Source organism: Nocardiopsis metallicus, assembly GCF_014201115.1.
GTDB classification, from domain to species: Bacteria; Actinomycetota; Actinomycetes; order Streptosporangiales; family Streptosporangiaceae; genus Nocardiopsis; species Nocardiopsis metallicus.
In genome coordinates this window covers 4,851,415-4,870,602 of sequence record NZ_JACHDO010000001.1, presented here as the reverse complement: position 1 = coordinate 4,870,602, position 19,188 = coordinate 4,851,415, and the positions used below count along the sequence as shown (strand labels likewise).

The window sequence follows — 19,188 nt, the reverse complement described above, 5'->3', positions numbered from 1 at the left end:
CGAACCACCGGCCGGCGCGTGCCCGCCCGCCCCGCCGGGCCGCGCGGGTGCCTTGGGCGGGGCCGCGGCGGGGTGAACCAGGCCAGCCCCTCAAAACCCGGCCGGTCCCTCACCCGCGCGTGCGCGCGGCGCGGCGGCGGGGCGGGGCCGGTGCGATCCCGGTGCCGGGCACGTGGAGCGGCACGTCGCGTTCGGCGAAGGGGAGCGGCCCCGGGTAGCCCAGGGCGAGGGCGACGTGCCGACCCGCGAGTTCGCGCGCCGTCGGCAGGGTGAACCCGGGGTCGCGGGCCAGGAGGCGTACCGTCATGCCTCCGAGCAGGGCGTGCGCGACGGCGGCGGTCTCCTCCGGGTCGCAGGGGGCGAAGTCCCCGGTGGAGATCCCCGTGGCGACGGCGTCGACCAGCGGCGCGCGCAGGCGTGTGTAGAGGTCGGTGAGCGCGCGGGCGAGGTCGTCGTCGCGGACCGCGCGCCCCTCCAGCTCGCCCCACAGCAGCCACTCGCGTACGTCTTCGGGGGTGATCGGCAACCAGAAGTCGATCTGGTCGGCGACGCGCTCGGCGGGCGAGGAGCGGTGCCGATCGCTGGACCAGCGCTCGGCGCGGGCCCGTTCGCGGTCCAGTGAGTGCGTGATGGCGGCGGCCAGCAGCTGGGCCCGGTTGGCGAAGTGGTAGTGCAGCAGGGCCGTGGAGGCGCCCGCGTGCTTGGCGATCTCGGCCAGGCGTACACCGTCGTACCCGTCGCGGGCGATGAGCTCGACGGCGGAGTCCAGGATGCGCGTGCGGGTGTCGGGACTGGTCATGAACCCATTCTTTACCACTCGGCCCCTTGTGCCGGCATCGATCCTGACTTTAACATCAGGGCACTGATTTTAAAGTCAGCAACCGGAGGAGCCCGCATGTCCGACCCCCACGGCATCCGTCCACCGACCACCGGTGTCGCCACCGACGAGGTCTTCCGCGTCGAAGCGCACGGGATGGACCAGATCCCCGACACCGACCGGCACGGCGGGCCGCGCGACCTGTTCTGGGTGTGGTTCGGCGCCAACCTGACCTTCACCTTCGTCATCAACGGGGCCCTGGTGATCGGCCTCGGCCTCGGCTTCTGGGAGGCCGTCGCGATCTTCGCCGTCGGCAACCTGGCGTTCTTCCTCGTGGGCGCCGCCTCGGTCACCGGCGCCCGGGCCGGAGCACCGACCCTGATCGTGGCCCGGGCCTCCTTCGGGCGGTGGGGGAACTACCCGGCGGCGGTCCTCAACTGGCTGGTCAGCGTCGGCTACATCATCCTCAACACGGTCGTGGGCGTCCTGGCGCTCGCCGTCCTGGGCGCCGCCGCGGGGCTGGGGACCGGGGCGCCCGTGCTGGTGGCCGGGCTGGTCGTGATGATCGCCTGCACGGCCAGCGTCGCCGTGCTCGGCCACGCCACCGTCCAGGTCATGCAGCGCTGGCTCGCCGTCGGCCTGGTCGTGTGCACGGTCGCGCTGGGCGTCCTGGTCCTGCCGCAGGCCGACCCGTCCTACGGCGGAACCGACGGACCCCGGTTGTGGGCGTGGTCCGTCGGCCTGCTCGTCGCCGTCGCGGGCGGTCCGCTGTCCTACATCGCGATCTGCGCCGACTTCACCCGCTACCTGCCGCGCGCCTCCCGGGCACGCGGGATCACCCTGGCCACAGGGTTCGGCGCGATGGTCCCGGCCACGGTCCTGGGGGTCATCGGGATCGCCGCCGCCACCCGGGTCGAGGTCGTCGAGGCCACCGACCCGGTCGCCGCCGTCGCCACCCTGTTGCCCGTGTGGTTCCAGGTCCCGTTCCTGGCGGTGGTGGTCGGCGGCTGCGTCACCAACACGATCATGACGCTGTACTCGTCCGGCCTGAACCTGCAGGTCCTCGGCGTGCCCCTCAACCGGGCCAGGACGGTCCTGATCCAGGTCGTCCTGGTCACCGCCGGTTCGGCCGTCGCACTGTTCGTCGTCGACTTCACCGACGCGCTCCTGGCCTTCCTGTCGGTGATGGTCGTCGTGTTCACCCCCTGGGCCGGAGTCTTCCTCTGCGACACGTGGCTGCGCCGCGCCCGCTTCGACGTCACGGGGCTCTACGACCGCGAGGGCGGAACCTACCGCTACACGCGGGGCTTCCACCGGGCCGGCCTGACCGCCCTCGTGGTCGGAACCGCCCTGTCGGCGCTGGCCGCCGACTCGGTGCTGTGGGTCGGGCCGCTGGCCGCCGCCCTCGGCGCGGACCTGTCCCTGCTCGGCGGCCCCGCCGCCGCGCTCGTCTACTACCTGCTCGTACGGGGCCGACCGGCGTTCGCCCAGGCCCCGGACCAGCCCGTCACAACGACAACGGAGATGGAATGACCCGCTACGGATCGATGTTCGGCCCCGACTACACCTTCCTGGGGGTCGATGAGTGCGACCTGGACCTGCCCGAGACCTGGGCCGACGCCGAGGCCGTCATCATGGGGGTGCCCTTCGACGGGGGCACCTCCTACCGGGCGGGCACCCGGTTCGGCCCCCGGGCGCTGCGCGGCACCGACTACCTGCCCCACGACGGACACCGACCGCACCTGGCCCTGCGCACCGACGGCCTGCGTGAGCTCAACACCAAGGACGCGGGTGACATCGAGTGCTTCAACGGCGACATCGAGGGGATGGTCGAGAAGGTCGGCGACGCGGTGACCAGGGTCGCCGCCGCCGGCAAGATCCCGGTGATGCTGGGCGGGGACCACACCATCGCCCTGCCCGACGTGCAGGGGGTCGCCCGCCACCACGGCTGGGGCCGGGTGTCGGTGATCCACTTCGACGCGCACGCCGACACCGGAAACATCGACTTCGGGTCCCTGCTCGGACACGGTCTGCCCATGCGGAGGCTGATCGAGTCCGGCGCCGTGCGCGGCGACCGGTTCATCCAGATGGGCCTGCGCGGGTACTGGCCCGAGCCGGAGACCCTGTCCTGGATGGCTCGGCAGGGGATGCGCTGTTACGAGATGAGCGAGATGGACGCCCGGGGCCTCAACACCTGTCTGGACGAGGCCTTCGCCCTGGCCACCGACGAGTGCGAGGGGGTGTTCCTGTCGGTGGACGTCGATGTCGTCGACCCGGGCATGGCCCCCGGAACCGGCACTCCCGAACCCGGCGGGCTCACGTCTCGTCAGCTGCTCGACGCGGTGCGCAGGATCTGCGTGGAGCTGCCGGTCGTCGGCCTGGACATCGTGGAGGTCTCCCCGGACCACGACCACGCCGACATCACCGCGATGCTGGGCAACCGGGTCGTGCTGGAGGCGTTGTCGGGGATCGCCGCGCGTCGCCGGGGACAGGGCTGGGACCCGACCCGCCCCATGCTCGACGGCTACGCGGACTGACGGCCGGAGGAAGAGTCGAAAGACGGTCGCGGGCACCGCTGGGAACCTCCGGCGGTGCCCGCGACCGGTTTCGGTGCCTACCTCGGATCGAGCTCTTTGCCGAGCATCTCCACGAGGCCGTCCAGAGCCTCCTCTGAACCCTCCTCCTCGCAGGTCAGCGTGACGGTCTCGCCGTGGGCGGCGCCCATCGACATCACCGCCAGCACACTGCTGGCGTCCACCGGCTTGTGGTCGGCGCGGGAGACCTTCACGGGCAGTCCGGTCTCGTTGACGGCCTGGACGAACAGGGCGGCGGGTCGGGCGTGCAGGCCGAGTAGGGAGCCGATGACTACGGTGCGCTCGGGCATGTCAGTCCTTGGAGAGTGTCGGACGGGGCCGGGCGGTCCGACCCCGGGCGCGGCGGGTGTTGGCTGTGGTGCTGGTGAAGGCTGCGGCAGTCACAGTTTGTCGATCCGCCACAGGGGGTCGGGCTCGGTCACCGGGCTGACGCCGTCGGTGGCCACGTCATGGGGCTGGGGGACGGTGGTTCCGGGTAGGGCTACGGCGGCGGTGCCCCAGGCCACGGCCTGCCGGAGGCGCTCTGGCGGGGTGTCCTCCCGGTAGAGGAAGCCCGCGAGCGCGCTGTCGCCCGCGCCCACGGTACTCCGGGTGCGTACCCGGGGGCCGCGTGTCCAGAGCACGTCCTGCGCGGTGACGAGCAGCGCTCCGTGGCTGCCGAGGGTGACCAGCACGGCCTCGTTGCCCCAGGAGAGCACCTCGCGGGCGGCCTCGGTGACGGCGCCGACGGTGGGCAGCGCACGGTCGACCAGTGCGGCCAGCTCCTCGTGGTTGGGTTTGAGCAGCGAGATCGAACCCGCCGCGGCGGCGGCCGCCAGCGGTGCGCCCGACGTGTCCAGGGCGAGGGGGACCCCGTAGGCGGCGGCCAGGCGGGCCACGCGCACGTACAGGTCGTCGGGGACCCCGGCGGGCAGGCTGCCGCTGGCCACCACCCAGTCGGGGGACTGTGCGAGCTCGTCCTCCAGGGCCGCGAGCAGGGCCTCGACCTCGGCGGGGGAGAGGGCGGGTCCGGCGGCGTTCAACTTGGTGGTGGTGCCGTCGGCCTCGGTGACGGTCACGTTCCCGCGGGTCTCGCCGTCGATGGGAACGGTGACCCGGGGCAGGTCGCCGAGGAGGCTGGCGAGTTCGGCGCCGCCGCCCCCGCCGATCGGGAGGACGGCCCGGGTGGGGACCCCCGCGGCGAGCAGCGCGCGGGCGACGTTGACACCCTTGCCGCCCGCCTGGGACCGCGTGGCGCGCACCCGCAGCACCTCGCCTCGGACGAGGCCGTCGACCTCCAGCGTGTGGTCGACGCTCGGGTTCGGGGTGAGGGTCAGGATCATGGGTGCTCTTTTCGAGGGGTGTGACGCGCCCGGTCCGGAAGACGGCTCTGCCGTGGTGCCGCGATGCGCGGAGTTCATGCTGTGTTGTTTCCACGCTGCGACGGTGTGTTTCTATCTTTGATTATGTGTGTTTGTCTGTGTGTGTCAATGGTGTTGCCCGTGTCGGGAGAGGCGTGTCCGGGTGTTCGGGGGTGTGCTCCGCCCCTGGCCCGCCCGGGTCGCAGCAGCTGAATGTCGGATGATCCCCCTGTTCGCGGCTGTGGTGGGGCTGCTGGGATATTGGGTGGAGATACCCCTTGTGTGTCCCAGGCAACACGATTAAACTCACCGAAAACCACACCGAAACACAGGTGATCCAACATGTACGCGGAAGAACGCCAGAAGGTGATCCTCGAACGCGCCCGCCAGGACGGCCGGGTCGACGTCACGGGGCTCGCCTCGGAGTTCGACGTCACCTACGAGACCATCCGCCGCGACCTCACCGCCCTCGAGCGGCACGGGGTCCTGCGCAGGGTCCACGGCGGCGCGATCCCCGTCGAGCGGCTGGGCTTCGAGCCCGCGCTCAACGTGCGTGACTCCGTCATGACCCAGGAGAAGGAGCGGATCGCCAAGGCCGCCCTCGCCGAGCTTCCCGACGAGGGCGCCATCCTCCTGGACGCGGGTTCCACCACCGGCCGGCTGGCCGAACAGCTGCCCACGGACCGCGAGCTCACCGTCGTCACCAACTCGCTCTCGATAGCTCTCACGCTCACCTCCCGAACCAACATCAACCTCATGCTGCTCGGCGGCCGTCTGCGCACCAGGACCCAGGCCAGCGTCGACGCCTGGGCCCTGCGCGCCCTCGCCGAGTGCTACGTCGACGTGGCCTTCATGGCCACCAACGGCGTGTCCGTCGAGCGCGGTCTGACCACCCCGGACCCGGCCGAGGCCGAGGTCAAGCGGGCCATGATCGCCTCCTCCCGGCGCGCCGTGCTGCTCGCCGACCACACCAAGGTCGGCAACGACCACTTCGCCCGTTTCGCCGCTGTCGAGGACCTCGACCTGGTCATCACCGACAACGGTCTCGCCGACGGGCTCGCGGACGAACTGGAGGCGACCGGACTCTCCGTCCGGGCCGTCTAGCCAGTGCGTCCGCGCTCCACAGCCATCCCATCCCGGCCGAGGCTGACCGCCCGCCGGACCTCCCAGGAGGTTCCCCCCATGTCCACCCAGCAAGGCAGACTCGTCTCCGTGCGATCCGGAGTCCAGCGCTTCGGCGGTTTCCTGGCGAGCATGGTGATGCCCAACATCGGCGCGTTCATCGCCTGGGGCCTCATCACCGCCCTGTTCATCCCCGACGGCTGGTGGCCCAACGAGCAGATGGCCGAGCTGGTGGGCCCGATGATCACCTTCCTGCTGCCGCTGCTGATCGGCTACACCGGCGGTTACCTCATCTACGACAAGCGCGGGGGTGTGGTCGGCGCGATCGCCACGGTCGGTGTGATCGTCTCCGCGGACATCCCGATGTTCCTCGGCGCGATGGTCGTCGGCCCGCTCGCCGCGTACCTGATCAAGAAGTTCGACAAGCTCGTCCAGCCCCGGACCCCCAGCGGTTTCGAGATGCTGGTCAACAACTTCAGCGCCGGGATCCTCGGCGGTGCCATGGCGATCATCGGGCTGTTCGCCATCGGTCCGGTGGTGACCACCGTCGCGGGCTGGCTCGGCCGGGGCGTGCAGTTCCTCATCGACATGTCACTGCTGCCGGTGGTGTCGATCCTGGTCGAACCGGCCAAGGTCCTGTTCCTCAACAACGCCATCAACCACGGCGTCCTCGGACCGCTGGGCGTCGCCCGGGTGGCCGACCAGGGCAAGGCCATCGAGTTCCTCATCGAGACCAGCCCCGGCCCGGGCCTGGGCATCCTGCTGGCCTGCATGCTCTTCGGCCCCAAGCTCAGCCGGGCCACCGCCCCCGGCGCGATCATCATCCACTTCTTCGGCGGCATCCACGAGATCTACTTCCCGTACATCCTCGCCCAGCCCAAGCTCATCCTCGCGGCGATCGCCGGCGGCATGTCCGGCATCACCACGTTCCTCATCTTCGACGTCGGGCTGCTGGCCACTCCGGCGCCCGGCAGCATCTTCGCCCTGATGGCCGTCGCCCCGCGCGGTGACCACCTCGGTGTGCTGGCCGGTGTCGCGGTGGGAACCATCGTCTCGTTCGTGGTCGCCTCGTTCCTCCTCGGCTTCGGCCGGGCCGAGCGCAAGGCCGAACGGGAAGCGGCCCAGGCCGGGGCTAACAAGGGCGAGTAGTTTCCCGATACCCGCCGCCCGGACGGAGAGGGACCCGTCCGGGCGGCGACCCGGGAAACGAACCCGAGAACACAGCGCAGCACCGAACACCACCACTGGGCAGCACCACAGAACCGGGAGAAGCACCCATGGCCACCATCGAAGGCTCCGACATCAAGAAGGTCGTCGTCGCCTGTGACGCCGGGATGGGCAGCAGTGTCCTGCTCACCACGCAGCTCAAGAAGAGCCTGTCCCCGTACGGGGTCACCGTCGAGCACTCGCCGGTCGACCGTATCCCCGACGACGCCGACCTCGTCCTGTGCCACAGCGGCCTGGTCGACCGGGCCCGCCACCGGGTCGACGACACGGTGGTCGTGGCCTTCCAGATGTTCCTCGGCGACCCCGCCTTCACCCGCGTGGAGGCGGCGATCCGGGACGGTGGCACCCTTGCCGACTGACCTCACCCTCACCGCCGAGTCCGTGCGGATCGGCGGCACCGCCCGCGACCGGGCCGACGCCATCGACCAGTGCGGCGCCCTGCTCGTGGAGCTCGGTGCCGTGGAACCGGGCTACGTACCCGCCATGCACGAACGGGAGGCCTCCATCCCCACCTTCGTGGGGGAGGGCGTGGCCATCCCGCACGGCACCGACGCCTCCCGGGCGCTGGTCAAACGGACCGCCCTGGCGGTGATCCAGTTCCCGGACGGGGTCGACTGGGGCGGGCCGACCGTGCACGTCGCCATCGGCATCGCCGCCTCCGGTGAGGAGCACCTCCAGGTGCTCTCCTCGCTGGCCGGAGTGCTCACCGACCCCGAACGCGCGGCCCGCCTGCGCTCCGCCACGGAGGTCGAGGACGTCCTCGACCTCCTCGCCCCGGCAACAGGCTGAGCCACCGCACCGCGAGACCCGTCACCGACCGACCCCGTCGCACCACCGGCCAGGGCGGAGAACCCCGCCCCGGCCCAGCCCCACCAGAAAGGCCCGAACATGCTCGTCGCCCGCTTCTACGCCCCAGGTGACATCCGCTTGGAGCAGGCACCCGAGCCCACCCCCGGACCGGGGCAGCTCAAGATCGCCGTCGCCAACTGCTCCACCTGCGGCACCGACGTGAAGATCTCCCGGCACGGCCACCACCACATCCGACCGCCCCGGGTGATCGGCCACGAGATCGCGGGCCGGATCGTCGAGGCGGGCGAGGGCGTGACCGGCTGGGCCGAGGGCGACCGCGTCCAGGTCATCGCGGCCATCCCGTGCGGCAAGTGCGTCGAGTGCGCGGACGGCCGGTTCACGGTCTGCTCCAACCAGGAGTCCATGGGCTACCACTACGACGGCGGGTTCGCCGAGTACATGATCATCCCCGAGGCGGTCCTGGCCGTGGACGGGGTCAACCGGGTGCCCGACAACGTCGACCTCGCCGAGGCCTCGGTGGCCGAGCCGCTGGCCTGCGTGCTCAACGGCCAGGAGATCGCCGGGGTCGGCGAGGGGGACACCGTGGTGGTCATGGGCGCCGGTCCCATCGGCTGCCTGCACGTGCGCCTGGCCCGCGCCAAGGGCGCGGCCAAGGTGTACCTGGTGGACCTGAACCGGGGCCGCCTGGACATGTCCGCCGCCCTCGTGGAGCCGGACGCCGCGATCTGCGGCGAGGAGACCGACGCGGTCGCCGAGGTCCTGCGCCTGACCGGTGGCAGGGGAGCGGACCTGATCATCACGGCCGCCGCCTCGGGCCGCGCCCAGGAGGACGCGCTGAGGATGGTGGCGCGCAGCGGCCGGATCAGCTTCTTCGGCGGACTGCCCAAGGACGCGCCGATCATCCAGCTGGACGCCAACGCCGTGCACTACAAGGAGATCTCCATCTTCGGGGCCAACGGCTCCAGCCCGGCGCACAACAAGCGCGCCCTCGAACTCATCTCCTCGGGCGAGGTCCCGGTCGCCGACCTCATCACCGAGCGGATGTCCCTGTCCGACGTACACAAGGCGATCGAGACCGTCGCCGCGGGCACCGCCGTCAAGGTGACCATCCAGCCCTGACCGAACGGCCCGCGGGCGCCACCCGGACCGGTTGTCCACAGATTCGGATTCCGGTCTGGCGCCCCGGGCCGTTTCCGGGTTGGGTTGACCTATCGGGGGCCCGAGGTCCCGCCAGCACCGCCATGCCCACCGCCAACGCGTCCCCACCCACCTCACTGACCTCACCCAACCCACCAAACCCATCCGCCCCACCCACCCCGGCCGACCGCAGCACCCCCGGCCGTCACAGGAGAGCACCCATGGAGCAGACGGAATCCGCCCCGAACCCCATCGCGCCTGTGCTGAAGGGCATCGCGGCCGGTCCAGGCGGGGCCGTCGCCCCGGTCGCCCGGATGGCGGCCCCGCCCTCGCTCCCCGAACGCGAGCCCGAGGTCACCGACACCGCCGAGGAACAGTCCGCCGCTCGTGAGGCCCTGGTCAGCGTCGCCGCCGACCTGGAGTGCAGGGCCGCCGACCTGGACGGCGAAGCGGCCGCGGTGCTCAACGCGCAGGCGCTCATGGCCCGCGACCCCGAACTGCGGCGTCAGGTGGAGGAGGAGGTCCAGAACGGCCGCGCAGCCGCCTGGGCGGTGCGGGACGCCTGCGGCCGGTACCAGGACCTGCTCCTGGCCGCCGGCGGCTACCTGGCCGAGCGCGCGGCCGACCTCGGCGACATCCGTGACCGCGCCGTCGCGGTGCTCCTGGGACTGCCCATGCCGGGACTGCCCGACCCCGGCCACCCGCACGTGCTGGTCGCCGAGGACCTGGCGCCCGCCGACACCGTCCGGCTCGACACCTCCCAGGTCCTGGCCATCGTCACCCGCCTGGGCGGCCCCACCAGCCACACCGTGATCCTGGCCCGCTCACTCGGACTGCCCGCCGTGGTGGGCTGCGCGGGTGCTGACACTCTGGCCGACGGCACCACCGTCGCGGTGGACGGAGACGCGGGCACCGTCGAGGTCGACCCCGACCCCGAGGCCGCCGAGCGGGTCCGCCGACGCGCCGAACACCGCCGGGCCGTGCTCTCCGCCGCCTCCGGACCGGGCCGCACCTCCGACGGGGCGCCCGTGTCCCTGCTGCTCAACGCCGGTGAAGGCGACCCCGACGAGGCCGCCGCCCACGACAGCGAGGGAATCGGCCTGCTGCGTACCGAGTTCCTCTTCCTGGACCGCGCGGAGCCGCTCACCATCGCCGAACAGACCGAGTTCTACACCCGCCTGTTCCGGGCCTTCACCGGACGGACCGTCACCGTACGGACCCTCGACGCCGGGTCGGACAAGCCCCTGGCCTTCGTTGAGACCGGCCCGGAGGACAACCCGGCCCTCGGCGTTCGGGGCTTCCGAACCGCGCGTGTGCATCCGACCCTGCTCTCCGACCAGCTCACCGCCATCGCGGCGGCCGCTCGCGAGCCCGACCACCAGGCCAAGGTCCGCGTGATGGCGCCGATGGTCTCGACGCCCGCCGAGGCCGAGGAGTTCGCTTCCCTGGCCCGGACCGCCGGACTGGGCACCACCGCCGAGATCGGCGTCATGGTGGAGGTCCCGGCCGCCGCCCTGCTCGCCGACCGGCTACTGAACCACGTGGACTTCGTGTCCATCGGCACCAACGACCTCGCCCAGTACACGATGGCCGCGGACCGCACCCTCGGCGCGCTGCCGGACCTGCTCGACCCCTGGCAGCCCGCCCTGCTCAGCCTGATCGACAACGTCGGCGACGCGGGTAAGCGAGCGGACCGGTCCGTGGGCGTCTGCGGCGAGGCCGCCGCTGATCCCCTGCTCGCCCTGGTCCTCGTCGGCCTGGGCGTCACCAGCCTCTCGACGGCTCCACCGGCACTTCCCGCCGTGCGCTTCGCCCTCGCCCACCACTCCAAGGCCGAGTGCCGGGGCCTGGCCGAGCTCGCCCTGGCCGCCGACAGCCCAGAGCGATCACGCGAGGTAGTCCGCCGAGCCGCACACCCCGAGGTCACCAACCTCTGACCGGCTACGGCCAGCGGAGTCTACTTCCCGCCTGCTCAGCACCCGAGTACAGTGTTTGCGGGATGCTTCTGGTAAGCACGACGAATGCCCCCGGTCCACGCCGGGGGCATTCGTCGTTGACGCTACGGTCGGACCGCTGTGGACAGGAGCGCGGCCCATTCCGCGGAGGGGAACAAGAGGTGCCCGTCCTCACGACGCTTGGTGTCACGCACAGCCGACAGACCAGGGGCGTCGGCGACCTCGACGCAGTCCTGAGTCTGGCCCCCGCTGTAGGAGGACTTGCGGAAGTTCAGGGTGTGGGATGTTTCTGGCATGGGTGCTCTCTCACAGGGATGACAAGCGGTTCCGAATCAGCGCGCGTGACTCGTCCACGGACAGGGCAGATGCCTGCACGAAGTCGAACCGGCGCGTGTACTGGCGGACCTGCGGTTCGGACTCCAGGTAGAGCTCTTCCGTAGCGACCTCCAGATACACCACCGGCGGTTCTGGCATCGGAAACTCCATGATCACGAAGTGCGCGGTCATGGCAGCGTGCAGCCCACCCGCCACGGGCAGGACCTGGATGCCGATGTTCGGCCGTTGACTGACTTCAACAAGGTACTCCAGCTGATCACTCAGCTCTGGCGTGATGTGAAGAAGCGCGGCCTCGTCAATGACAGCCCAGAATGCTGGCGGGTTCGCGCGACTGAACACTGCCTTGCGCAGCATCCGAACCTCGACCCGTTGGTCGACGTCGTCAGCGTCGCCCATGGAACTCGCGATGGCCATGGCGCGTGCGTAGGACTCGGTCTGAAGTAGCCCTGGGATAGTCATGGACTGGTAGGAGCGAATCGAGGAAGCCTCCGCCTCCAGCCCGATCAGCTGCCCCGTGCCGAGGACATTCTCATAGGTCGCCCACCAGCCCTTTCGGCTCGCCTCTTTGACTAGCTCGGCGTACCCATCCCGCTCGTCAGGGTCAGTGACGTTGTAGATGTTCAGCAGCAGGAAGACGTCGTCGATCGACAGCCTCTTCCAGTCGCCGGTCTCCAGCCTGTTCACCTTGGATTCGGACCAGCCGCGAGTTTTGCCGCTGCGCTTCTTGGCTTCGGCTGCGACAGCCTTCGCCGTCAGACCAGACCTCTCACGTTGCTGGAAGAGGAGTCGGCTCAGACGCCGTCGACGCAGGGTCGGGCTGACCATGTCGCTTTCCTTCCGTGCGGGCACCGTCTGGTGGCCTGATCCTATGGCGGACCAGCGAGATTCCGACATTTTGCGCACCTCTCACGAATATTCGCTGCCTGCTTCAAGATTACCCGCTCGCGTTTAAATTTGGGGCTTGCAAATATTTGAGCGGGGCGCAACCATGGTGTCACCAGAACATCCCGTCGGACCTCCCATCCGGCATTCGAGTCCCAGGAGTCCGCCATGGCGCGATACCTGAACCTGTCCGAGCTGGCGCATGTGCGCTGGTTGGCTTCCGAAGCGATGCGTTGCCGCCGCCCCCGTCGGGCCCGGCGTGTGCGTGCCTACGCCCCTGTTCCCCGAATCCTGATCCTGGGGCAGCCGTTGTGCTCGCCCCGCACGCCATGGGTCCCGGCGCCCCGGCGGCCGCTGGACTCCGCGCCCCTGGATGTTCTCCGGGCCGTGCTCGCCGGTCTTCAGCGGCTGGGGGTGGCGCTCTGATGCATGACATCTACTCCAGGGACCTGCTCACCGTCATCGACGAAGCCCTCCAGCCGCCCGCACACCTGACGCCCACGCAGCTGTCCGAGTGGCACTCCCACACCCTGCGCAACCGGCTTCCCCTCATCAGGGAAGCTCTGCGCATCGCCCACGAGGAGGCTGACGCCGAGTTGGCCACCGAGCTCGTCGATCAGGCCATGTTCAAGCACCCCAACCCGCCCGGCGCGATCAGGGTGGTCGGCGGTGACGGGGCGAGTCTGCCCACGCCCGCACAGCAGCCTCCGCCCGGTGAAGGGGAGTTGCCCATTCCCGAGCACATCCTGTGCCCGCTGCTCTACCTGAACTGGAACCTGACCATCGAGGGCCGACCACCACACGAGACGTTCGTGGCCCGGCGCCCCTTCGGCTGGACGGGCGAGGGCGACCGCTGGGAGCGCGTCACCGCGACCAGCCGCCACGAACTCCTGCGTCTGCTCGGCTACCGGCTCCTGGGAACCAACCCGCCCGCCGCCTAAAACCCGGCACCCACAAACCCCGCGCGCCCGCTGTGGCCTCTTGAACCCCGGTCAACCCGGCGGGCGCACGGTCCACCCCCACGATCCGGGTGCGATGGACAACCAAACGTCCTGTTCAGACCGGAACGGCCACGACTACATCCCGGACCAGCCACCCGTGAAGCGCGGCAGCACGGCCACCGCCACCTGCCGCTACTGCGGGCACACCATCACCGCCACACGCTGAACCCCTTGAGGGGTCTTCAGCGCTCACAAGAAAGCTCTGGCGGGTGCGCCAACACCCCCAGAGCAGGCCGACAACCAGTCATATCTCAGAGAAGAGTTGCCGACATGGCCATTGTGTCAAACATCCACGCCCCCACACCCCCGTTCGCGGGACGCCGCTGGCCCTCCCGCACCTACCCCGGCCAGCTGGCCCAGACCGGTCAGGTGCGGGCGGACCTGGCCGCCGACCTGTACCGCCTGGCCGGACTCCCTGACGAGACCAGCGAGAACCTGGTGCTGTGCGCCAGCGAGATGTTCGCCAACGCGTGCGACCACAGCCGCTCGGGCCAGGACACCGAGGGCCGGGTGGTGCGTACCCTGCACATGCCCACCGCCCACACTCTCCAGGTCGCGATCGTCGACGACGGCCAGCGCACCGACACCGCTGAGTTCCAGGCCCCGCATACCCCGCAGCACACCATCGAGGAGTGGGAACAGGCCGAGCGCGGTCGGGGCCTGCTGCTCATCGGCCGCCTGGCCGACCGGTGGGGCACCCGCTCGGTGGTGGACTTCCCGTTCTGCCAGGGGTTGGGCACCGTGACCTGGGCCGAGTTCACCCTCCCCGAGCGCACCACCACGGGCGAGGCCAACCGGTGACCGGCTCCCGTCAGGTGAGTTCCGGGGTGCGGCAGAGGTTGTCCGCACCCCGGGGCCACCGCTTCTCCCGCCCCGGCGCCAACCGCCCGCTGGCCGCCCCGCCCCCACCCCGTGAGCACCGCCACTCCTCGGGCCCGTACTTCAGCACACCGGAAACCCACTCCGAACGCCAGGCACGCCTGCTGCGGCAGATGGAAGGCAACCCCCGGGTGGCCCACATGCTCCAGCACGGACCCACCCCGCACTGGTTCGAGGTCGACCGCCAACGCCGCGAACAGGAAGAACGCGAAGCCCGACGGCTCGAAGAGGCCTTCGCGGCCCTGACCGACGACACCCCGCCCCCGACCCGGGGCCGCCACCGTGCCCCACGCCGCTGGCGGGGCTGGCCCGCCGCAGCCGTCAGCACCACCTTGCTCCTGGCCCAGACCACCGTGCAGGCGCTGGGCCAGGCACTCTTCCAGACCGGGCCACCGCCGCTCTGACCACCAACGCTGACTGTCGGGTACCGGCCCGGCTCGTCCTCGCCGCCGACAGCAGCGCGCAGTCTCCAGAGACCGTCCTCCCCTTCGCCCGCTCCGAGGCCGCCAACCTCTGATGGGAGACAGCCCGGGTCCGGCGGACGTCGACCGGAGCAAGTCGCGCGGAGTGGCCGGTCCGGGGCGATCGCGCGGATGAGTGCCTTCCCTGGGGCCGGAGCGCGTGCGGTCGCCTCTTTCGGAACCACGGCCCGACCTGCGCAGCAGCACACGGTCGTCAGCTCGTCACCGTCGGACACCCGGAACTGAATCCGGATCCTTCGCGTCACAGCAAACGACCGATTCCCCCGACACGACATCCCCCGAAGCAACGCCTCCCCCTGCCCCGGGGAAGCGGGCTCCCCGCACTTCTCCCGGAAGACATCACCATGAACCTTGACCTCAACCCCGGCTCCCCGCGCTGCACCCTCCTGGCACGGGCGGCCGCCGGTACCGCCTCCCTGACCCTCGCAGTGGCCCTGACCTCCTGCTCCTTCCAGATCGGCGATCTACAGCCCGTCGGCGAGGACACGTCCGCGCCGGTCGACTCCGCAGAGGAGCCGGTGACCGACGCCGACGAGCAGCCCGAGGAGGACGGCGCCGCCGGGGACGAAGCCGAGGAGGCTGCGGTCGACGGCACCCAGGACGAGCTCCCCATGGACCCCGCCGAGGCCGTGACCTGGGCCGGTGACAACTACTGGCTCAGCGGCTCCGGTGATGCGTTCTACCGGTTGGACTGGACGCTGGCGGACAGTACGACTCTGCAGCTCACCCACTCCGGCAGCAGCAACTTCATCATCGTGACCTACGGCGCGGACGGAACGCGCTACGCGAGCATGGTCAACGAGATCGGCGACTACGAGGGCAGCACCACGATGAGCGACCTGCCGCTGCTCGACGGGCCCGAAGCGGTCGAGTTCATCCACATCCAGGCCGACGGGGCCTGGACCATCGGCCGCTGATTCGGCACGGTCCCGTTCGTTCCGGTGTCGGCCCGTGCCGACGGACCGACACCGGAGCTTCACCCCACGGCCGCCGGTGCGCCCGTAACCCGCGCCTGGGGGTGTCCGCTGCTTCCGAAACCCCCTCACCCCGGATGATCTTGCTACCAGGGGCAAGTTCGGCGCCGAACTTGCCCCTGGTAGCAAGATCATCTTTGAAACAGGGGCCGAAACCGGGCCCGGGGGTCTGGCGGGCCACTGGTGGTGTTCGCTGGCACGCATGACCGGCCACGACACGCGGCCCGATCCGCGCAGGGCTGGGGAGACTGCTTCCCTCGCTGCCGCTGTTCGTTGCCGACCTTGATCGGCCGCGACACGTCCAGGCGTTGGGCTCTGGGGTGAGGAGAGGACCGGCCGAAGGCCGAGGTAGTTGCTGTTGGGCCCTTTGGGGCCCGCCTGCCGCCCGACCACTCCTCCCCCGTTTCCCGACAGCCGCCAAACGCCGTCGTAGCGAAGCGGGTCAAGGTGGAGCGCCCGCAGCGAACAATGCCGTTTAGTTAGCGCTTCAGGCCAGATGTCAAGCCTGTAACACCACCCGCAACCACCCAGCACAAAGAACGGGACCTCCGATAGAAGCAGGAAATCGACCAAGATCCACCTGCGCCCGGAGGCCCCGTTGCCCGACCAGTATGCCACCACCACAACCTCTGCCACCCGCACGATCACCGTGGCCGCTGGAATCTACGCCCCCGGCCACCTGGGCGAGCTCACCCGCTACCTCCCCTTCGACCTCATCGACGCCGCCCTGGAACACACCCGCACCCAGCAACAACGACTACGCCGCCTGCCCTCACGGGTCGGCGTCTACTTCGTGCTCGCCCTCACCCTGTTCCCCCACCTGGGATACGCCCGCGTCTGGGACACCCTCGTCGCAGGCCTGCACGGCCTACCCGTGCCCCGCCCCAGCCAATCCGCCCTCAGCCACCTACGCCGACGTTTGGGAGCCGGCCCGTTCAAAACCCTCTTCGAGACCCTCGCGGTTCCTTTGGCCCAACCCGCGACCCCCGGCACCCGCTACCGGCACTGGCGCACCGTGGCCTTTGACGCCTGCCACTCGATCAAAGCCCCTGACAGCGAACGCAACCTCACCTGGCTCCGCAAAATCCACTACCAGCAAGGCGTGGAAGGCTACCCCCGCCTGCAGATCACCACCCTGTGCGAGACCGGCACCCGCTCCCTGCTGGGAGCCACCCTGACCCGAGCCCCCAGCGGCGAACCCGACCAGGCCCGCCCCCTGCTGGGCCTGCTCACCCCCCAGATGCTGGTCCTGGCCGACCAGGCCTACCAAGGCAACACCTTCCTGGGCGAGCTCGCCACCACCGGAGCCCAACTCCTGATCCGTTTGCACCCACGCCGCCGCCCCCGGGTGGAAACCCTGCTACCGGACGGCTCCTACCTCACCCACCTGGACGGGCTCAAACTCCGCGTCATCGAAGCCCGCATCACCGCCACCACCCAGGACGGGCAGCAGGCCAGGGGCGTGTACCGGCTGGCCACCACCCTGCTCGACCACCGCACCGACCCCGCCCCACAGCTGCTGGCCCTCTACCACGAACGCTGGGAGATCGAATCGGCCTTCTACTCCCTGCGCCATACCCTGCTGCACCGTCGCGTGTTGCGCTCCCAGGACCCGGTCGGCCTGGAGCAGGAGGTGTGGGCCCTGTTGGCGCTCTACCAAGCGCTGCGCATGGCCATGGTCGAGGCGGTGGAGTCCCGGCCGGGCACCCACGCCGATCGGGCTGGGTTCACCACTGCCCTGAACACCGCCCGATGTCAGGTCATCACTGCCCAGCAGGTGCTGCCCGACGATGACGATCCCGGCCGGGGCGGAAGCATCGTTCAGGCGGTGTTGGACAACCTGCTCCCGGCCCGCCGTGCTCGGATCAGCGCGCGCAAGGTCAAGTGTCCTCAGTTGCGTTACGGCTACGCCGATCCCGAGCGGCCGCTCGCCACCCACCAGGTGCAGAAAGTGGAGTTGGAGATCTTGGCCCCTGCGCCTGGGGCCGTGGTGGGCCCCAAACAGTCCGCAGCTCAACCGCTGGCACCTGGAATCCGCCCTGGTGGGTCCAAGGAGCGCACGATGCGCCTGTTGGGTTCTGGTCCAGACCGAGGTTGGAGCCCGATCGAGGTGGCTCGGGCTTTGGGTTATCCCCATTACCGGAGTCTGGCCACGCAGATGGGCGTGTGGGTCCAGGAAGGGTTCCTGCAACGGATCGCTCGAGGCCGTTACACCCTGGCGCCACGGTGGGCGAGTTCGGGGTTGACAGCTCAGCCTGTCCCTTAACTAAACGGCATTGCCCGCAGCGAAGCGAGGACGTACGACCTTGACGCGCGCAGCGGAGACGGCAACCATCAAGCGGCGGGAAACGGGGGAACCCGCACACAGAACAGAGAACTCAGCAGCAACACAGTCAGAGGCATCCATGGTGAGGCATCCATGGTGAGGCATCCATGGTGAGGCATCCATGGTGAGGCATCCATGGTGAGGCCTCTCTGGTGAGTCCTACGTTGGTCAGGAACCCAGGGGAGCGGGCCCCGGCCGTTCAGGGAATCGGGGCGCCGACGCGGAGGCGGTTTCCGTCAGGGTCTCGGAGTTCGATCTCGCGGGCCCAGGGGGCCTCTCCGACGGTGGCGCCGAACTCGGCGGCGATGCTGTCGACGTCTTCAACCCGTTTAACCCGCAGGTAGACCAGGGTGTCCGGGCGGGCGTCGCCGGTGTGCTCGGACAGGAAGAGGGACACCGGGCCCCGGGCGATCTCGACGAAGGCGGGGAGGCCGGGCTCGAAGCGATGCTCCCAGACCTGGGTGAACCCGAGCCGTCGGTACCAGCGGACGGCGGTCCGGGCATCGGTCACGCGCAGGATCGGGATCGCTTGTTCGCTCATGGGGCCCTGAACATCACGTCTGGTCCCCGGAGCCGTCCGCGGACCAGGTCTCGCAGACTGCTTCGGGGACCAGATCGAGCTGTTCCAGGAACGCGCGCAGCAGGCCGTCGGTGTCGTCGGTGCAGCCCGAGGCAGCCCAGGCCTGGAAGCCGTTGTTGAGGGCGGCGAAGAAGACCGTCGCCACGAGGGCGGGCCGGGGGTCGACGGCCGGGTCCACGCCGGTGCGCTCACCGATGACCTCGGCCAGCTTCGCCTGGCGGCGGTGGCAGTAGCGCATGTTGGCCTCGAAGAGCTCGGGGCTGCGCGCTATGAAGTTCCCGGCGCTGCCGTGCAGGTGCAGGTTCTCGCGCTCCAGGATCGCCCAGTGGTCGCGCATCGCGTTGCGCAGGGCACGGAATGGGTGCTCGTCGCAGGGGCGGTCCCGCAGGGCCGCGCAGAGGACCTCGTCGACCCCCTCGACCGCGTCCAGGACCACGTCCTCCTTGGAGGCGAAGTACCGGAAGAACGTCCGCTGGGAGACCCCGGCGCAGGCCGCGATCTCCTCGGTGGTGGTCGCCTCGTAGCCCTTCTCGTGGAACAGGCGCAGCCCGGACTCGATGAGGGTCCTGCGCAGCTCGGTCTTCTTCCGCTCGCGCAGGCCGACGCGCTCGGGGCTCGTCGTGCTCATGGACGTGCCTCCCCGTTCCCGCGTGCCGTTCGTCGGCACGCTCTTCCCCTGGCTTTCCCTGGTTTCCCCTGGCTTCTCCTGGAGGATACATGCGGGCC

General features: G+C 70.1%; 22 protein-coding genes. 15 read left to right on the top strand and 7 right to left on the bottom strand.

Annotated elements, in window-relative coordinates; translation table 11 throughout:
- Positions 1-109: 109 nt before the first annotated feature.
- Positions 110-799, bottom strand: coding sequence for a TetR/AcrR family transcriptional regulator (locus HNR07_RS21200; RefSeq protein ID WP_184366499.1), 690 nt, complete (start codon positions 797-799; stop codon positions 110-112).
- Positions 800-895: 96 nt separating this feature from the next.
- Here HNR07_RS21200 and HNR07_RS21195 point away from each other — a divergent pair, with 96 nt between their 5' ends.
- Both HNR07_RS21195 and speB read left to right on the top strand, forming a co-directional pair.
- Positions 896-2,350 carry a purine-cytosine permease family protein gene (locus HNR07_RS21195; RefSeq protein ID WP_184366498.1) on the top strand — a complete coding sequence of 485 codons (1,455 nt, stop codon included), beginning with the start codon at positions 896-898 and terminating at the stop codon, positions 2,348-2,350.
- Positions 2,347-3,354, top strand: a complete 1,008-nt coding sequence (gene speB, locus HNR07_RS21190; protein ID WP_184366497.1) for an agmatinase — start codon at positions 2,347-2,349, stop codon at positions 3,352-3,354. The genes HNR07_RS21195 and speB overlap by 4 nt, the downstream gene beginning before the upstream one ends.
- A 77-nt stretch (positions 3,355-3,431) precedes the next feature.
- On the opposite strand, the gene HNR07_RS21185 is transcribed toward speB, so the two are convergent.
- Both HNR07_RS21185 and pfkB read right to left on the bottom strand, forming a co-directional pair.
- Entirely contained in the window at positions 3,432-3,701 is a 270-nt protein-coding gene (locus HNR07_RS21185; RefSeq protein ID WP_184366496.1) for an HPr family phosphocarrier protein, read from the bottom strand.
- Positions 3,702-3,791: 90 nt separating this feature from the next.
- The gene (gene pfkB / locus HNR07_RS21180; RefSeq protein WP_184366495.1) at positions 3,792-4,733 is read right to left on the bottom strand and encodes a 1-phosphofructokinase; all 942 of its coding nucleotides are present in this window, start codon (positions 4,731-4,733) and stop codon (positions 3,792-3,794) included.
- A gap of 360 nt (positions 4,734-5,093) precedes the next feature.
- Between pfkB and HNR07_RS21175 the strand changes: the two genes are divergently transcribed.
- The 6 genes from HNR07_RS21175 (at position 5,094) to ptsP (ending at position 10,984) form a co-directional block, all read left to right on the top strand.
- The gene (locus HNR07_RS21175; RefSeq protein ID WP_184366494.1) at positions 5,094-5,855 is read left to right on the top strand and encodes a DeoR/GlpR family DNA-binding transcription regulator; all 762 of its coding nucleotides are present in this window, start codon (positions 5,094-5,096) and stop codon (positions 5,853-5,855) included.
- A 78-nt stretch (positions 5,856-5,933) separates the two neighbouring features.
- On the top strand, positions 5,934-7,022 hold the full coding sequence (gene mtlA, locus HNR07_RS21170) for a PTS mannitol transporter subunit IICB (RefSeq protein WP_184366493.1): 1,089 nt from the start codon (positions 5,934-5,936) through the stop codon (positions 7,020-7,022).
- Positions 7,023-7,150: 128 nt separating this feature from the next.
- Complete coding sequence (locus HNR07_RS21165; protein WP_017581241.1) at positions 7,151-7,459, top strand: PTS lactose transporter subunit IIB; 309 nt, start codon at positions 7,151-7,153, stop codon at positions 7,457-7,459.
- The gene (locus HNR07_RS21160) at positions 7,449-7,889 is read left to right on the top strand and encodes a PTS sugar transporter subunit IIA (protein ID WP_184366492.1); all 441 of its coding nucleotides are present in this window, start codon (positions 7,449-7,451) and stop codon (positions 7,887-7,889) included. Before HNR07_RS21165 ends, HNR07_RS21160 begins: the two co-directional genes overlap by 11 nt.
- Before the next feature lie 99 nt (positions 7,890-7,988).
- Entirely contained in the window at positions 7,989-9,029 is a 1,041-nt protein-coding gene (locus HNR07_RS21155; RefSeq protein WP_184366491.1) for a zinc-dependent dehydrogenase, read from the top strand.
- Positions 9,030-9,268: 239 nt separating this feature from the next.
- The gene (ptsP, locus tag HNR07_RS21150) at positions 9,269-10,984 is read left to right on the top strand and encodes a phosphoenolpyruvate--protein phosphotransferase (protein ID WP_184366490.1); all 1,716 of its coding nucleotides are present in this window, start codon (positions 9,269-9,271) and stop codon (positions 10,982-10,984) included.
- A gap of 122 nt (positions 10,985-11,106) precedes the next feature.
- On the opposite strand, the gene HNR07_RS21145 is transcribed toward ptsP, so the two are convergent.
- Positions 11,107-11,298 carry a DUF397 domain-containing protein gene (locus HNR07_RS21145; RefSeq protein ID WP_184366489.1) on the bottom strand — a complete coding sequence of 64 codons (192 nt, stop codon included), beginning with the start codon at positions 11,296-11,298 and terminating at the stop codon, positions 11,107-11,109.
- 10 nt (positions 11,299-11,308) lie between these two features.
- On the bottom strand, positions 11,309-12,163 hold the full coding sequence (locus tag HNR07_RS21140; protein WP_246420417.1) for a helix-turn-helix domain-containing protein: 855 nt from the start codon (positions 12,161-12,163) through the stop codon (positions 11,309-11,311).
- A gap of 225 nt (positions 12,164-12,388) precedes the next feature.
- Between HNR07_RS21140 and HNR07_RS21135 the strand changes: the two genes are divergently transcribed.
- From HNR07_RS21135 to HNR07_RS21110, 7 genes are all read left to right on the top strand, one after another.
- Positions 12,389-12,646 carry a hypothetical protein gene (locus HNR07_RS21135; protein ID WP_184366487.1) on the top strand — a complete coding sequence of 86 codons (258 nt, stop codon included), beginning with the start codon at positions 12,389-12,391 and terminating at the stop codon, positions 12,644-12,646.
- The gene (locus HNR07_RS21130; RefSeq protein ID WP_184366486.1) at positions 12,646-13,161 is read left to right on the top strand and encodes a hypothetical protein; all 516 of its coding nucleotides are present in this window, start codon (positions 12,646-12,648) and stop codon (positions 13,159-13,161) included. Before HNR07_RS21135 ends, HNR07_RS21130 begins: the two co-directional genes overlap by 1 nt.
- A gap of 94 nt (positions 13,162-13,255) precedes the next feature.
- Positions 13,256-13,387, top strand: coding sequence for a hypothetical protein (locus tag HNR07_RS35640; protein ID WP_281387072.1), 132 nt, complete (start codon positions 13,256-13,258; stop codon positions 13,385-13,387).
- Positions 13,388-13,491: 104 nt separating this feature from the next.
- On the top strand, positions 13,492-14,022 hold the full coding sequence (locus tag HNR07_RS21125; RefSeq protein WP_184366485.1) for an ATP-binding protein: 531 nt from the start codon (positions 13,492-13,494) through the stop codon (positions 14,020-14,022).
- Positions 14,023-14,060: 38 nt separating this feature from the next.
- The gene (locus tag HNR07_RS34435; protein ID WP_246420414.1) at positions 14,061-14,504 is read left to right on the top strand and encodes a hypothetical protein; all 444 of its coding nucleotides are present in this window, start codon (positions 14,061-14,063) and stop codon (positions 14,502-14,504) included.
- A 422-nt stretch (positions 14,505-14,926) separates the two neighbouring features.
- Positions 14,927-15,499 (top strand): hypothetical protein, encoded by a 573-nt coding sequence (locus tag HNR07_RS21115; RefSeq protein WP_184366483.1) that lies wholly within the window; start codon positions 14,927-14,929, stop codon positions 15,497-15,499.
- Positions 15,500-16,154: 655 nt separating this feature from the next.
- Entirely contained in the window at positions 16,155-17,822 is a 1,668-nt protein-coding gene (locus HNR07_RS21110; protein ID WP_184360216.1) for an IS4 family transposase, read from the top strand.
- 259 nt (positions 17,823-18,081) lie between these two features.
- Here HNR07_RS21110 and HNR07_RS21105 read toward each other — a convergent pair whose 3' ends face one another.
- Both HNR07_RS21105 and HNR07_RS21100 read right to left on the bottom strand, forming a co-directional pair.
- Positions 18,082-18,423, bottom strand: a complete 342-nt coding sequence (locus HNR07_RS21105) for a glyoxalase superfamily protein (protein WP_184366482.1) — start codon at positions 18,421-18,423, stop codon at positions 18,082-18,084.
- Between the two features lie 13 nt (positions 18,424-18,436).
- Positions 18,437-19,090, bottom strand: coding sequence for a TetR/AcrR family transcriptional regulator (locus HNR07_RS21100; RefSeq protein ID WP_184366481.1), 654 nt, complete (start codon positions 19,088-19,090; stop codon positions 18,437-18,439).
- Positions 19,091-19,188 lie beyond the last annotated feature (98 nt).

Excerpts from the sequence above, each read along its gene's own strand:
- HNR07_RS21100 (WP_184366481.1), bottom strand. The coding sequence starts at position 19,090 with ATGAGCACGACGAGCCCCGAGCGCGTCGGCCTGCGCGAGCGGAAGAAG.
- HNR07_RS21105 (WP_184366482.1), bottom strand. The coding sequence starts at position 18,423 with ATGAGCGAACAAGCGATCCCGATCCTGCGCGTGACCGATGCCCGGACC.
- HNR07_RS21130 (WP_184366486.1), top strand. The coding sequence starts at position 12,646 with ATGCATGACATCTACTCCAGGGACCTGCTCACCGTCATCGACGAAGCC.
- ptsP (WP_184366490.1), top strand. The coding sequence starts at position 9,269 with ATGGAGCAGACGGAATCCGCCCCGAACCCCATCGCGCCTGTGCTGAAG.
- HNR07_RS21155 (WP_184366491.1), top strand. The coding sequence starts at position 7,989 with ATGCTCGTCGCCCGCTTCTACGCCCCAGGTGACATCCGCTTGGAGCAG.
- HNR07_RS21140 (WP_246420417.1), bottom strand. The coding sequence starts at position 12,163 with ATGGTCAGCCCGACCCTGCGTCGACGGCGTCTGAGCCGACTCCTCTTC.
- speB (WP_184366497.1), top strand. The coding sequence starts at position 2,347 with ATGACCCGCTACGGATCGATGTTCGGCCCCGACTACACCTTCCTGGGG.
- HNR07_RS21175 (WP_184366494.1), top strand. The coding sequence starts at position 5,094 with ATGTACGCGGAAGAACGCCAGAAGGTGATCCTCGAACGCGCCCGCCAG.
- HNR07_RS21125 (WP_184366485.1), top strand. The coding sequence starts at position 13,492 with ATGGCCATTGTGTCAAACATCCACGCCCCCACACCCCCGTTCGCGGGA.
- HNR07_RS21135 (WP_184366487.1), top strand. The coding sequence starts at position 12,389 with ATGGCGCGATACCTGAACCTGTCCGAGCTGGCGCATGTGCGCTGGTTG.
- pfkB (WP_184366495.1), bottom strand. The coding sequence starts at position 4,733 with ATGATCCTGACCCTCACCCCGAACCCGAGCGTCGACCACACGCTGGAG.
- HNR07_RS21195 (WP_184366498.1), top strand. The coding sequence starts at position 896 with ATGTCCGACCCCCACGGCATCCGTCCACCGACCACCGGTGTCGCCACC.
- HNR07_RS21200 (WP_184366499.1), bottom strand. The coding sequence starts at position 799 with ATGACCAGTCCCGACACCCGCACGCGCATCCTGGACTCCGCCGTCGAG.
- HNR07_RS21185 (WP_184366496.1), bottom strand. The coding sequence starts at position 3,701 with ATGCCCGAGCGCACCGTAGTCATCGGCTCCCTACTCGGCCTGCACGCC.
- HNR07_RS21145 (WP_184366489.1), bottom strand. The coding sequence starts at position 11,298 with ATGCCAGAAACATCCCACACCCTGAACTTCCGCAAGTCCTCCTACAGC.
- HNR07_RS35640 (WP_281387072.1), top strand. The coding sequence starts at position 13,256 with ATGGACAACCAAACGTCCTGTTCAGACCGGAACGGCCACGACTACATC.
- HNR07_RS21165 (WP_017581241.1), top strand. The coding sequence starts at position 7,151 with ATGGCCACCATCGAAGGCTCCGACATCAAGAAGGTCGTCGTCGCCTGT.
- HNR07_RS21115 (WP_184366483.1), top strand. The coding sequence starts at position 14,927 with ATGAACCTTGACCTCAACCCCGGCTCCCCGCGCTGCACCCTCCTGGCA.
- mtlA (WP_184366493.1), top strand. The coding sequence starts at position 5,934 with ATGTCCACCCAGCAAGGCAGACTCGTCTCCGTGCGATCCGGAGTCCAG.